Annotated in this window: 7 protein-coding genes and 1 pseudogene; 4 read left to right on the top strand and 4 right to left on the bottom strand. The window is 68.0% G+C overall.

All coding sequences use genetic code 11. The annotated features are described in order from the left end of the window. Both ACWD5O_RS30565 and ACWD5O_RS30560 read right to left on the bottom strand, forming a co-directional pair. Positions 1-237 (bottom strand): annotated as a pseudogene (locus ACWD5O_RS30565) (hypothetical protein); the annotation flags it as partial. A 104-nt stretch (positions 238-341) separates the two neighbouring features. Then, positions 342-1,637 carry an ABC transporter substrate-binding protein gene (locus ACWD5O_RS30560; RefSeq protein WP_450087454.1) on the bottom strand — a complete coding sequence of 432 codons (1,296 nt, stop codon included), beginning with the start codon at positions 1,635-1,637 and terminating at the stop codon, positions 342-344. 132 nt (positions 1,638-1,769) lie between these two features. On the opposite strand from ACWD5O_RS30560, the gene ACWD5O_RS30555 reads away from it, so the two are divergent. Further along, the gene (locus tag ACWD5O_RS30555; RefSeq protein WP_450087453.1) at positions 1,770-2,543 is read left to right on the top strand and encodes a GntR family transcriptional regulator; all 774 of its coding nucleotides are present in this window, start codon (positions 1,770-1,772) and stop codon (positions 2,541-2,543) included. An 18-nt stretch (positions 2,544-2,561) separates the two neighbouring features. On the opposite strand, the gene ACWD5O_RS30550 is transcribed toward ACWD5O_RS30555, so the two are convergent. Together ACWD5O_RS30550 and ACWD5O_RS30545 are read right to left on the bottom strand one after the other, a co-directional pair. After that, positions 2,562-5,966 (bottom strand): beta-N-acetylglucosaminidase domain-containing protein, encoded by a 3,405-nt coding sequence (locus ACWD5O_RS30550; RefSeq protein WP_450087452.1) that lies wholly within the window; start codon positions 5,964-5,966, stop codon positions 2,562-2,564. A gap of 130 nt (positions 5,967-6,096) precedes the next feature. Then, a complete protein-coding gene (locus tag ACWD5O_RS30545) occupies positions 6,097-10,401 on the bottom strand; it encodes a LamG-like jellyroll fold domain-containing protein (protein WP_450087451.1) in 4,305 nt (1,434 codons plus the stop codon). 15 nt (positions 10,402-10,416) lie between these two features. Here ACWD5O_RS30545 and ACWD5O_RS30540 point away from each other — a divergent pair, with 15 nt between their 5' ends. The 3 genes from ACWD5O_RS30540 to ACWD5O_RS30530 all read left to right on the top strand — a co-directional run bounded on the left by ACWD5O_RS30540 (position 10,417) and on the right by ACWD5O_RS30530 (position 14,046). Beyond that, the gene (locus ACWD5O_RS30540; protein ID WP_450087450.1) at positions 10,417-10,761 is read left to right on the top strand and encodes a DDE-type integrase/transposase/recombinase; all 345 of its coding nucleotides are present in this window, start codon (positions 10,417-10,419) and stop codon (positions 10,759-10,761) included. Between the two features lie 1,109 nt (positions 10,762-11,870). Next, positions 11,871-12,815 (top strand): alpha/beta hydrolase, encoded by a 945-nt coding sequence (locus ACWD5O_RS30535; protein WP_450087449.1) that lies wholly within the window; start codon positions 11,871-11,873, stop codon positions 12,813-12,815. 361 nt (positions 12,816-13,176) lie between these two features. Further along, positions 13,177-14,046 (top strand): DUF6745 domain-containing protein, encoded by an 870-nt coding sequence (locus ACWD5O_RS30530; RefSeq protein ID WP_450087448.1) that lies wholly within the window; start codon positions 13,177-13,179, stop codon positions 14,044-14,046. Positions 14,047-14,104: the final 58 nt, after the last annotated feature.

The following is a 14,104-nucleotide window of genomic DNA, read 5'->3' as shown; positions in this document are numbered from 1 at the left end:
ACCAACATCGCCCGCGCCGCCAGACGCGCCAACCGCCGCTCCCACGACCTCATCACCGCCGTGACCAGCAGTAATCCTAGAACGCAATGACCCTGGCCCCAGGGCGGCCGGGATCTCGTCGCCTAACGGATAGCGGGTGAAAATCTCCTGGTAGTTACCGATTCCGACGAACGCCCCCTGGCGGGTGCCGTCCCACTCGAACAGCCCGTAGTAGAAGGCGGTGACGAGCGGTACCACGACGAAGAAGCCGTACAGCGCGAACGCCGGCAGGCAGAAGGTCGTAATCCACCCTGCCGAGACCCGTCCTGCCCGGCGGCGTGTGCGCCGGGCAGGACGGACTGTTAGTTCTTGGGCCGGAACCACTGATCGACCCCTCGTTGGATGTGTGCGGCCGCGTCAGCGGCGTTGCCTCGGCCGAGGACGTAGTTGGAGAGCGCCTCGGAGGCGAGGTCCCAGGCGGTGGGTGTGCCGCCGGAAAAGTACGCGTAGGTGACGTACGGGCTCGGGTTCGCCTGGTATTCCTTGAGCGCCTGGGCCAGGAGTTCGTCCTGCGGCTCGACGCCCGGTACCGGGGAGATCTGACGAAGCTCTGTGGACAGGGCCCGGCCGAACTCCTCGGTCGCCATCCACCGCACGAGGTCCAGAGCCGCGTCCCGGTGGGGCGACTTCGCGGAAACGCCGAACGACCCGTCGACATAGCCGGGCACCAGCGTCTTGTCGACCGCCGCACCGGGCGCAGGCGGGGCGTTGAAGATGCCCAGGGAGAGCTGCGGGTTAGCCTTCTGAAGCCCAGCGAGCTCCCACACACCACCGGGGAACGCGGCGGCCCGGCCGGAGGTGAACAGTGCCAGCGCGTCCGTGTAGCTCACCCCGGACGCCTGCGCCGGCCAGTACTTCTGGGTGCTTTTCCAGGTCTCGAGGGAGTTCACCCAGGGCGCGTCGGTGAACTTCGCCGAGCCGTTGAGCATCTTGGTGAGGTAGTCAGGGCCGCCGTACATCGTGGCACCGAAAATCTCCTGCTCGATCGGCAGCATCCATTTATCGGTCACGGTGTTCGCCAGCGGGGTGACGCCAGCCTTGCTGAGCTTGTCGAAGCCCGCGATCATATCTGCCCACGTGGTGGGGGCGGCGATGCCGTTGTCGGCGAAGATCTTCTTGTTGTAGATCACGTGCAGCGTCTGGAGCGCGAACGGGACGCCGTAGATGCGCCTGTCTTTTTCGCCCCTCGCGCCGTCGAGGATCTGCTTCGGAAAACCGCTCAGCTTGTCGACCGGGCCGTCGAGGGGCACCAGGCTGCCGGCGCCGACCAGCGGCTGGAGCAGCCCGTAGGAGCGAAGCTGCGCGACGTCAGGGCCGCTGGAGTCGGTGAGGCCGGTCTTGAGGATCGTGTCGTACTCGGTGTTCTTGTAGGGGAGGTACTCCACCTTCACGCCCGGGTGAGCCTTCTCGTAAATTTGGAAGATCTTCTTGTACGCCGCGACATCCTCCTGTCGCCAGCCCCAGACCTTTAGGTTGACGGCGTCGCTGCCGCCCCCGCCGCCTGGCGCGCACGCAGTTAGGGCGAAGGCAAGCAGCGCCGCCGCCCCCAACACACCGCGTCTTCTGGGCATCGCATCTCCGATCGTCGTGGCCGCCACCCGCTGGACGTGGCGAACGAGCCGAGGTTAATACTGGTATAGACCGGAGGTCAACGGTTTCGCCGACGTCGCCAGCCATCCGGGGAGTTGGCCCGTACGATGACGGCAAAGTTGTGGGAAGGGGAGCGGTCCGTGCCAAGGACGCGACACGAACCGAGCGACGGGGCGCTTGAGTCTTTGCTGGCGGAGCACACCGGCAGCAAGGGCGAGCACATCAGGGACGTCCTCACCGCCATGGTGCTGAACTCGCGGGACGGTGCGCTGCTCCCATCGGAGCGGGTCCTTGCCGAGCGGTTCGGAGTCGCCCGGATGACCGTCCGGGGCTCCATCGATGCGCTTGAGTCGAAGGGAATGGTCCGGCGGGTGCCCGGGCGTGGGACCTTCGTGCAGCATCCCACGCTGACCCACTCGGAGATCTTCCGCTCGTTCAGCGAGGACATGCGGATGCGCGGCATGACACCGGGGGCCAAGTCGTACCGCGCCCGCACCCGCCCGGCCAGCCGCCTGGTCGCCGCCAACCTCGACATCGCCCCGGGCGACCCGACCCACTACATCGAGCGGATCCGTACGGCGGACGGCATCCCGATGGCGCTGGAGCGGACGAACCTCTCCGCGGCGCGGTTCCCCAGCCTGCTCAAGGTGATGGAGCGCGACGACTCGCTGTACGAGGTTCTGGGCCGCGTCTTCGGGGTGCGGCTCGAATCGGCGCGGCAGACCGTCACCATCGCCCGGCTGACTGACACCGAGGCGAACCGACTCGACGTCGCCGAGGACGCCCCGGCGTTCCTGATCGAGCGCATCTCGGTCGACAACATGGGAAAGGTCGTGGAGTACGGGCGGTCGCTCTACCGCGGCGACCGCTACGCCATCCGGATGCACGTCAGCCCCCCGTCCCAGGGAGGCTGACGCGCGTCCGGCGGCCCTTCAGCCGAGACCGGTGAGGTAGTGCGTCTCGAGTTCGGCTGCGGTCAGGGCACGGTCGTAGATCGCCGCCTCGTCGAGGTCGCCCTGCAGCCGCTGGGCCGTGTCGTCCCCGCGGCCACCGAGCTTGACGCTCGCCGTACCGCTGCCTGGCGACACCGACGTCGCGACGCTGTTGTCCGCGACACCGTCGAGGTACACGGTCAGTCGTGACCCGTCGAAGACGGCGGCGACGTGGTGCCATTCCTTAGCCGTCAGCCGGGTACGGCCGGTCACGAGGCCGGACCCCTTCCCGGCAGCGCCGAGCGACCACGCCTGCAGGACGCCGTCGGTCACCCGCAGGGCGTAACCGTTGATCGCCGGCCCGGCGTAACTCTCGATCACCGCCTGCCCGGGTGCCGGGGCGAGCGTGTCGAGCTTTACCCACGCCTCCAGCGTGAAAGCGCCATGAAGGTCGGCCCGGGGGCTTCGTGGTGCCTCAATGTAGCCGGCGGAGAGGTCCGCCGCCCGGTCACCGGTGATCGCACCCTCGGCGTCCGGATGCGCGCCGGCCAGGTAGGTCCCGTCCTGCCCGCTGGCGGAGCTGTCCGCGGCGGTGCTGGAGACGGCCGCGTCGCCGAGCCTCCAGTAGCCGGCCGGGTCCGCCCCGGTCACGATATTCGGGTAGCTCTGCTCCCCCACCAGGATCGGCAGCGACACCTTCACCGGTGGCGCGCCTTCCTCGTTGAAGGCCACCGTGACCTGGTAGCGCCCTGGCTCCGCGCCAGCCGGGACAGTGACCTCCACCGGCACGCTCGCGACGATGGTCCGGCCACCCGGCTGGGCACGGAACACCTGCGTCGCTGGGTCGGTAGTCCAGCCGTCCGGGCCCGTGGCGGTCACCCGTCCACTGACCTTGTGATCCGCGAACACCTCGAAGGAGACCTGGAACCGCTTCGTCTTGCCTGGCGCGATGAGCGACCCCGGCGGATCGACCGAAACGGTACCGCTGAACACGTCGGAGTAGCGCGGGGCGATCTCGTAGACGCGCGGGGCCGCGCTGCCCGGCGCCCACCGGATCCGCACCGCGCTGGCCGCCAGATCCGCCGCCGGCACCTTGGTGAACCCGTCAGTGAGCGGTCCGAGATTCACCCAGGCGCCATCGACCAAGGCCTGGATCATCCCGTCGGCGGGAGCGGCCGCGTCCTGCACCACGGTCACCGCCGACAGCCGGTGCGGCTTGGCGATCGGGACCGTGATCGCATCGCCGTCCTGCGGCTTGCCGGCCGCGACGTAAGCCGTGTCGTCGCGCCGGTCGCTCAGGTTACCCAGCGCGGACCCTTGGGCGGCAGCCGGTAGGCCCGTGGGGGTCTCGAGATCACCGTACCAACGGTCACCGATGTAGCCGTCGCTCTGAGAGGCCGCGAAGCTGAGGAGATCATCGACCGGGCCGGGACTGATCTGGTGCGACGTCCCGTCGAGGATGCTGCGGGCACGCGCCTGCCCCTGCCGGGCCAGCCAGGCAGCTTCGCCGTCCCCCCGGTCCTGCGCCCGGAGCACGCCCAGGGCCGCCCGACCCGCCTGGCCGGTCGTGCCGACCCGGTCCAGCCAGGGCCCGATCTGCTCGAGTAGCCGAGGGTTGTCGAGTCGCGCCCGGAGTGTGGTCGGGAGTTCCTCCAGACGGCGCAGCTCCCGGTCGAGCTGGTTGAGTTGGGCGTTTACTGTCCGGCCCGCCGAGTAGTCGGCGATGAGCCGGTTGATGAGAGCGGCGAACTGCGGCCGTGCGGTGTTGTCCAGAGCGCTGGCCTTGTTGTTCTCCGCGAAAAGCCGCAGCTCGTCGTACGCGTCGCCGCCGACGATCTGAAGCGTCCGAGTCCAGGAGCGTTCCGCGTCGTAGGCCCCGGGGTTCCAGGCGTAGTCGGCCTGGGTGCCAAGTGGGATCTGCGAGGCCTCCTGGTGCTGGACGAGTTCGTTGAACGAGATGCCGACGACGTCGTCCGCCATGCCGGCGTCACGGTTCACCAGTGGGCCCAGCAGCAGTCGGTTGGGGCTGTAGTCGTTGACCGGGTAGTTGTCCCAGATCATGATCCGGTGCCGCGGCCAGGCGTCCTGAGCGGCCCGGAGGTCGTCCTCCGTGATGCTCGGCGAGACCACTTCCGGGCCTGTCCAGTAGAGGTCGACCTCGGTGCTCACCAACTCGTCGAACCGGTTCTTGTACGGTGTGGGCGTCATGCCCCAGTACTCCGTCGGCACGGCCACCATCCGGCTGGCGCCGGGACGCTTTTCGATGAACTCCCGTTGGACCAGGTTGGTGACCCCGGCCTGGGCGGCCGCGAGCGGCGACGGATCGCCCTCGTAGGCGTCCCGGTCCTCCTGGCACGCAAAGTTGCCGGACACGTCGTCCCAGGCGATGACGTAACTGCGGACCCCGATCTCCGACAACTGCGCCAGGCGTGCCAGCAGCTTGGCCCGGTCGGCCTCGCGCACGTGGCAGATCCCCTGGCCAGGTGCCAGGGGCGCCTCCGGCGAGATCCGGTACACAAAGTCGACATGGCGGGACGTCGCCAGGTCGACGATCTCCTTCAGCCGGCCCAGCTCCGCCTCGTCGTACAGGGAGTCCCAGTGCGATCCGGTACGCAGATCATCCGCCGGTCCGTAGAAGAACTGGTTCATCTTGTGCCGGGCCAGGAACTCGATCTGTGAGCGCCGGTCCTCCTGCGACCACACCGGTCCGTAGAACGACTCCATGCCCCCACGGACCCGGTAACCCGGCCAGTCGCGCACCGCCACGCCGTCTACGGCCACCCGGGAGCCTTTCGACGTGAGCAGCTGACTCAATGACTGAACGGCGTAGAAGGTGCCAGCGCCGTCCACACCCGAGAGGACGATCCGCGGTCGGCCGAGCCGATCGTGCCCGGCCACCAGCACGTACCCCTCACCGGGCAACCCCGCTGGCCCCTCCACCCCGAGAGCATTCAGCGCGGCGGTGCTTGCCGACGTCTCGCTCGGACCGCCGAGGAAGATCACCGGATGCGATTTCGCAGTTTCCGCGCTGCCGACGACCCTGGCGGTGACGCCGCGCGTGTGGAGCACGTCCACAAGAGACGCCTTAGCCGCCGGATCTACGGCCGCACCCGCGACGACATCGACGTTGTCGGACAGGACGACAGAGCCCGGACGCGGCTCCACACGCTGCGGCGCCGGAAGAATACGCGCGACGCCCACCCGATCAGGAACTTGGGCCTCGCCCCTTGCCGGCGGAGGGTTCACCAGGCCAATGACGAGCGCGACCGATCCGACCAATACAAAGGTGCGGCGATAGCCACGAAACGAACGCAACAGAAACATCAAACCTCCACTCAATCTATTTGGGCCAGCTGTGGTTCGGGACGTGTCTCGGCGTTGCGTGCGGTGAGGGAGCCACCGCAAGGACTGACCAACATGACGTCAGCAGGGACGAGGCCGGTCGGCGGCTGCCGCCTCGTCGAGGATGGCGTGCACCTGCCAAGGCCGGCATGCCCGCGCCCCGCCCAACACCGAAGTCAAGTGCCGTCGAGCATCAACCCGGCGTGCCCACCGAGTAGTGTCGCGCGATCTTGTCGGCAGTCAGGGCATGGTCGTAGACGGCAACCTCGTCGAGCAGCCCAGCGAGCCTGGTACCGGCGTCGTCACCACGGGCCCCCAGCTTGAGGCTTCCGGCCCCGTCGGTCGGGTTCACCTTTGTGGCGGCCGAGCCGTCGAGTCGTCCGTCGAGGTAGACCGAGATGGTCGACCCGTCGTAGACCGCGGCAACGTGATGCCACTCGTCCGGTGTGGCGACCGTCTGCCCTTCGACCGACGCCAACTGCCCGGCTACGCCCAACGTGAGGGCGCCTATTTTGCCGCCGGGCAGGACGCGCAACACATAGCCGTTGTAGGCGGGGGCATCGTATTTCTCGACCACGCTGTACTGCCGGCAGACGTCATTGAGATTCACCCATGCCTCGAGGGTGAACGAGCCGCTGACGCTCAGCGAGGGTGAGTCCGGTACGGGGATGTGGCCGTCGGTCAGCTCGGCGGCGGTGTCCGGATCGCCCGTCAACGCGCCTGGGCGGCCCAGTGTCACTGCGTCTGTGTAGGCGCCGGGGTTGCCGGTGCCGGAGGAGTCCTCGGCGCTCGTGCCGGATCGCTCACCCAGCCGCCAGTAGCCGACTGGTTTGTCGGCCAGCACCTGTGCCGCGTAGGAGGACTGGCCGGTGACCGCCGGCTGCTGACGTGGCGACGTGTGCCTGGGTGCCGAGCCTGCCGGAGCCGACGATGAGGTGCTTCGCACGGTAGTCCCATCGGACTGCAGTGCATGGAGCGACTGGCCGGGGTTGCCGAGCACGCCCTTGACGTAGTGGGAGTCGATTTGGCCTGGGGTCAGGGCCTTGTTGTAAATCGCGACCTCGTCCAAGCTGCCGACGAAACGGTCCAACGCGTCGTCTCCACGGGCGCCCAGCTTGAGGCTGCCCTTGCCGTCAGTCGGTGCGTTGGCCATCGGGGTGGACGCTTGCAGCTGCCCGTCGATGTAGGTCCGCAGCGTCGTTCCGTCATACGCTGCCGCGACGTGATGCCATCGCCCCTGCTGGACACTGCGGGGGCTGGACGCACTGGACTGCGCCTGGTCGGCGGCGGTGAGCGCCTGCAGCTTGTTGCCGTTGACCAGTCGCAAACCGTAGCCGTTGCGCGACGGCAGGCAGTCGCTGCCGTCGTACTTCTCGATGATGCCCTGCGGTCCACCCGCGGCGTCCTTGACCCACGACTCCAGCGTGTAGGCACCGGTGATGCTGAGCGAGGCGCTGTCAGGAATCTCAGCATGGCCGTCGTCCAGCCGGACTGCGGTGTCGGCAGAGTCGGCGATCGCCCCTGGCTGGGACCGGCCGACGCTGCCACGGTAGGCACCAGTGTTTCCGTTGCCGGAGGCATCGACCACCGGCTGGCCCGGGGCGTCATCGAGCCGCCAGTAGCCCACCGGCCCGTCCCGTTTCACCAGCGCGGCATAGTCCGTTGGGTCCGGCCGGGCGACCCGGACCGACAGCGAGGAGGTCCGCGCCGTACCACCGGACGGTCGGGTGACCACGTCGATCCGGTAGTTCCCGGGTGCCGCATCAGTGGGGATCCGGACGGAGGTCGCGAGTTCGGACCAGGCCAGTCTCTGGTTGCTGTTCACGCTGAACGGCAGCTTGGAGCCGTTGACCGTCCACCCGGCTGGAGCGCCGACCTCGGCGGTGCCGCTGACCGTGCCCAGCCCGAGCGCCTCGACCTCCAGGTCCAGCGCAAACGTCTCACCCGGCTCCAGCAATGGACGCGGAGTTGTCACCTTCGTGGCCTCCGCGCTCGGCGCGTCGGCCACCTTCGTCGCCCGGTATGTCGCCCGGACCGTGATCGCCGTCGTCGGCCGGTCAAGGTCGACCAGCTCGCGCGCGGCGTCGAATGTCACCGGCCGGCCGTCGACAGTGACGCCGGTCAGCTGGTGACCGCGCGGCGCGCGCAGGTGCAACACCACGTCCGTCAGCGGCGCCCGTCCGGCGGCCGCGCGGGGTGGGTCGACCCGCACGGTCAGCCGGCCGTCCGTCAGCTTTGACGAAGAGGCGAACCCGACGTTGCCGAAGGACGTGGGCAGGTCGGCGATCTCGATCCGCTCGCCGTCCGCGAGCCAGGGCCGCGGCGTAGCCGGCGCCAGGTGCAGCCGGGTCGGCATGCCGTCGGCGTCCAGGTCCTCGCTGACCAGCAGACCGCGCAGCGCCTCCAGGTAGGTGGCGTTGTTCGGCGACAACGGGGGCCAGTACTGCGACCGGTAGTACTCACCGAATTGCGGGCACGGCGAGATCGTGGCGCCCTCGCCGCCGACGAAGGTGTGCGGCGTGAGGTCATGCGCGAGCATCCCGTAGAAGCTCAGGTCGAGGCGATCGGACTCGGCATTGTCGGCCAGGAACCGCATCAGTGAGTAGCCGTATTGCTGGTCGATGCCGCTGGACTTGTATCCAGGCACCGCTGGCCATTGGTTGTGCGGGATGTTCTGGCAGACACCGGGATCGGCGGTCGACAGGTTGAACCTTGTGAGGCCGAGGAACAGCGACCCGTGCTTGTAGAGGTAGTCCCGCAGTCCGGTGGCTGTCGCGCTGCCCGGCTCGAACAGCCCGGTCGCGAGGGCGTACGGCATGATCAGGTTCCAGTAGCTGCCGAGGAAGTTGGTGGTTACCTTGTCGTACGGCTTCGACGACTCGGGGTCCAGCAATGCGATCGGCACGAACATCGAGCCGTCCGGCAACACCGTCTTCGACTTCTCCACCGCGCCCAGCAGCGACGAGCGTAGGCCGGCCGCCTCATCGAGGAACGGCTTCGCCTCGTCGGTACGGCCCAAGAGCCGCAACGCGACACCGACATCGCGCAGACCGCGCCAGACCTCGGACTGGTGGTGCAGGCCGTAGACCGGCTCCGGGATGTCGGAGGCGTAGCGGGTCTTGGCCAGCAGACCGTTCGGGTCCGCGAGGCGTTGCCGCTTGAAGTCGGCGAGCCAGTCGCGGAACATCGGCAGGTTTTCCTGCAGCAACGACCCGTCGTTGCTCTGCAGGTAATACGTCGCCACCGTCTGCAGCTTGATCCCGCGCTCCCAGGACAGGAAGAAGCTACCCTGGCCGCGTCGCAGCATCTCGGTGAGGTTCGCGCGCGCCTTATCCTGGTAGCCAAAGTCGCCGAGCGAGGTGACCGTCGCCGCGATCTCCGGCACGAAGGCGAAGGACTTGTCCAGCGACTCGTAGCCGTTTCCGACGGTCAGATTGAAGCCCATCACCAGGTTGTTCAGAAGCGTGCTGCGCATGGCGTCCGCGGCGTACTTCTCCGGGATCCGGACCTTGGCGCCGGCGTTAAGCTGCGTCGTCCAGTAGTCGCCCGTGCGGGACTTCGCGGCGTCGTACAGCGCGGCCGACGGACGTACGGTGGTGAGCTCGGCCGGCTCGTTCGGCACGACCAGGTACAACTCGGCCTTTCCGCGGCTCAAGTCGGGCGTGAAGCTCAGGTCAGGCGCGGACCAGGTCGCTGCACCGCTGAATGCGACCACGGCCTCTCCATCGAGTGTCAGCCGCCCAGGCTCGGCGACGACGTCTGCGACCTTGTCGCGGCTCAGGTTGAGCCGGAGCCGCGGGTGCGCCTTCGCCGGCCCGTCGACGACAAACCGGAGCATGCTGACTGCCGGGCCGCCCGGGGTGAGCTCGGTGACGAACGACTCGCGTTCGTAGCGAACCCCGGCGGCGTCACGATAGGAGTTGGAGAGAATCGGCAGGTATCCTCCGGTCAGGCGGGGGTCGCCCGACCTCACCTCGGCCTGGCCGTAGCGCTCGGCCCCGCCCGCGCCGACGAAAAAGCGGACGCGCTGAGTCGCCCGCGCGTCCGACCATTGCGACATCAGCTCGCTGCCGTCAGCGACGTGCAGCGAGAAGTCCCGCTCCTCGGCCCACCGACTGGGGTCCGGCGCCGGGTAGGTAAAGGGCAGGTAGTACCAGGGCGAAGCGGCGTCCGTCGTACCACCGTGGTTGGCCGGCACCAGCAGCGGCTTGACGTTGGTCATGGTCGGACCGTCGGGCAGGTCAAGCAACTTCTCGCCCCAGTGGTCGGATCCCTGCTCCAGCGCGCCGTTCACTCGATCGACGTAGCCATCGGGCAAGGTCAGATCACCGCGAGAGCCGGACTGATCGTGAGCCGTTTGCTCGCTGGCTGTCTGCTCACCGACTGCCTGGACGCCGGCGGCCTGGACGTCCTCGGATACCTGCGCCAGCAAGCTGGCCGCCAGAGTCACCACCGTTAGCAGCGACAGCCCCGCTCTCACTGTCGATCTCGTGGCCATTTGATCCACCTTCATGTGGATTACCGCACGGAATACCGGACTAGTCCAGTAACTCTGGGGCATGTTCCACGGCGGTGTCAACACTTTGGCCGGCAGCCGCCTGCGCGAGGATGCGTCGCGGTTGATCGGCGCTTGCGCGAGCCGTCCAGTGTGAGCCGCTCGTTACTGGATGAGCTGGTCCCGTCGGCGTGGCACGACGTCAAGCAGTACACCAATAATCCGATCGAGGCTGCTCACAGCCAGCTGAAACGCCGGTTGAGACCGATGCGCGGTCTACGAACGAATAAGACGGCACAAGTGATCATCCGGCCACACGTTCATGCAGAACCTCCGCCGCGGACATTACGAACTCGCTGCTGACACCCGCCGGCAACACGGGTGTCTGTGGCCTTCGCCGCCCCCGGAGCTGACTCGCGTCCGGTGCGCTACTGCGGGACCGGCGCGCCATCCGGGCCGAACTGCGGCCGCAGCTGCTGGACCGCAGTCGCGTCCACCTCAGCGGCCGGGCAGCGACTCCCCCTCGGGGTTGCGGCGGCCGCATGGGGTGCCCGACCTGGGCCGGGTCGCGGTGGACCCCGCGGTGATACGAGCCGACGGTGGTGAGGCGTGTGGGACCTGGCCGTGCTGCGTGGCCAGGAGGCGCTGTTCGGGCCGGACGCGTCCGACCCGACCGCCTGGCGATTGGTGTCCGGGATGGACGTTGTGGCGCTCCGAGGCTGGGTCAGGTTCGCATTGCGGCGCGGGAGGTGGGCCGAGTGCGGCCGATCAAGACCAGCGGCGGCCTGCCGCAGACGACCGCGCCCCGTCTGCCGGTCCCGGGCGTGGTCCTGCATCTGGACGCCTCGGCCGGGGCGGACGAACCTTCTCCGGACGTCGTCAACGTTTTGCCCGGTTGGCAACTACCCGGGCGGCAGGCCAGGAGTCTCCCCCCGGCGGCGTCGGCCACGCCCCACGAGCACCGCGGCGCGACCGAGGTGCGGTCACCGTTTGCAAGGGACAGAAAAGGGCTGGCGACGACGACCATTGAACCAATAACGTACTCCAGTCGGCAATATAAGTCATTGACTTACGTACTGTATTCGAGTGTAGAGTCACGCCATCGGATCTACGTAAGGAGGTCCACACCTCGGCGGAACCCCGGTGACCGAACAACACGGCACCCACCCGGCAGCCCTCAGGCCCGGCAACGGCCGCAGTCGATCGCCAAAGCCGACGACGATCCGCAGCCGTCGGATGCGACCAAAGAGCTTGGCCTGTAGATCCGGTCCCGCCTGTCCGCACAGGCGAGCGCGAGCGCCAGGTACGAAAGAAGGAGAAGAATGGGCAAAGCACACGATCTGAGCCGCCGGAGTTTCCTCGGGGCGGCCGCGGGAACGGCTACGGCGGCAGCGATTGGCGCCACCGCGAGCCCGGCGATGGCGGGGGGTGGCGTCGCCGAGGGCCAACTCCAGCCCGAGGGCCAGGCGGACGTGGCCGCAGCCGGCCATGGCGGCAAGTCCGTCGCGGCGATCACCTACCGGACGACCCCCAGGCCCGGCTGGGTGCCCGACGACTTCGTGGCGCCGAAGAACGCGCGGCAGCAGTTCCTCACCATCGACGCCATCGACGGGTTTAAGGTCGACGCCGTGCTCTTCGAACCCCGCGACAGGAAGCCGAGCGACACCACGCTGGTGCTCAGGGTCCACGGCAGCGGCGGAAACTACCTGGGATTCGAGATGCCAGGGTTGTCGGCGGCGGGCTATGCCGTACTGGCGATCAACACCCGGCAACACGACGACAACGGCGAGACGGACAACTTCTTCGACATCCGGAAGGACATCGAGGCAGCCTTCTTCACCGCCGTCGATATGGGATACAAGAAGATTGTCCTGAACGGTCGCAGCCTCGGCAACATCCAGGTCCAGTTCTACGCCGCCACGAACTGGGACCCCCGCATCCGCGGGGTCATCCTGCCGTCGATGTTCGCCAAACTGCCGTGGAAGTCGCGTCATCTCCTCACTCAGGACGAGCAGAACTACAACCAGCTCTTCGACGAGTCGATGCGGTTCCTGGCGGCGGGACGAGTTGACGAGATTCTGCCGACCGAGATGCGCGGTGGGGGCGGGAGTCCGAGCCGGACGGGTCCGGTGACCGGGCAGCATTTCCTGTCCTACCGGTGGGAGGCCACCAGCGCCGCGGACGGCACCTACTGGATCAAGCGTATTCCCATCCCCATCCTCATGATGCGTGGCGACCAGGACACCACCATCCGGGACTTCGAGCCCAACTGGCTGCTGGCCGAGGCCAACTCCGAGGGCTCGCTGGTCCCGAGCATCAAGTTCGTGGAGATCCCCGGCGGTAGCCACAGCCTCAACGAGAACCCCAAGGCGGTACTCGAAGCCGAAGTGAGCTGGCTTAAGAGCCTGGGGCTCTGATCGAACCACCCCTGGTTGCTCCGACCGGGGCCGGCCAGTGGACTGCCGTTGTCGAGCCCGGGCATGCCGATCCGTCGCACGGCCGGCGCCTGCCTCGATCGACGGCGGTCCGCTGCTGCCCGACGAATCGGCGCTGACCGCCCTCGGGCCCGGGACGTTCTGACCCGAGCGGGACGCCAGTGGCCCACCAGCCTCAGCGCGTTTCGCTCGCTCGTCACGCGCTGCGGCAAGGCTATCGAGCCGAGACCGATCACTTCGGTCCTCCCCCGGATGGCTTTCGAAGCCGCTTGCGTCTGTGCCGCGTGGTGGGCCATAGTCACCCCATGATCTCTTCACGGAAGGGCGGCGACGCCCAGGCGCGATGAGCGCCCCCGCGCGGCGCAACGACGCCGCGACGCCTGCACAGGCCGTCTACAGCAACAACGTTCGTGACCTGTGGCAGCAGGCCGTCGGGATTCGGCAGGAGTGGCTTGGCCACGCCTTGTCCACAGAACCGGCTGACAAGCCGACCGCCGAACGCTGTTTGACCGCCATTTACGCCAGAATGAAGCGGCCGCAACCCCGATTTGAATGGGTCGAGTCGCCCGACAAGGCACGCTCCCTGATCACCGGATGGCCCACCCTCGACCAACTCTACGAGTGGATCCGCGACCCTCGCCCGCGCGGAACACCACCACTGGCGAGCGATCTCGCAATGGTCACCTCGCAGCTCCGTGGCGCGCTGAGCGCGAGCGTCACTCACACCGACCCGGAGCTGTCACCGATACGCGCGGGCAAGACCAAAGAACCATGGCCCGAACTGGCGCCGCTCCACGCGCTCGACAGCGGCGTTCCGCTCGGTGTCGTGCTGCACCAAGGCGTACGCACGGCACTGCACCGGAGCCTCGCGCACGGGTACTACCTACCCGTCCGTGCCACAATGGCCGGCAGCGGTCCGGTCCCCGTTTGCTGGTACGGCCAGCAGGACGCGTCCTGGGTCGCCTACTACGACACGCTGCATCGGCTTGCTCTTGCCCGGTACGGGCCGGACGAGGCCGAACACCTCAACGCGTGGGCCAACCTGGCCCGCTCCTGCGGCTGGTGGTGGCCGGGCGAGGACGTCTGCGTCGTGGTGGACCGGCCCCAGGAGATCCGAACCGAGCCGGTCTCCGCAATGGTGCACGAGCCGGTCCGACCGCGACCTCGCGGTGTGCGCTACCGCGACGGCTGGCAACCGCTCCTGAAACTGTGACCTGAGCCGACAGCCGGCCGGGTCGGGGCTCCCATCAGGCCCGGCCGGCACCGTCGTC

It is taken from the genome of Micromonospora sp. NPDC005161 (assembly GCF_053599855.1).
The sequence above is the reverse complement of the archived record's forward strand: the minus strand, read 5'-3'. Positions and strand labels throughout refer to the sequence as shown.

Bases quoted from the DNA above. Each gene is read 5' to 3' on its own strand.
- ACWD5O_RS30545 (WP_450087451.1), bottom strand. From the start codon at position 10,401: ATGGCCACGAGATCGACAGTGAGAGCGGGGCTGTCGCTGCTAACGGTG.
- ACWD5O_RS30530 (WP_450087448.1), top strand. From the start codon at position 13,177: ATGAGCGCCCCCGCGCGGCGCAACGACGCCGCGACGCCTGCACAGGCC.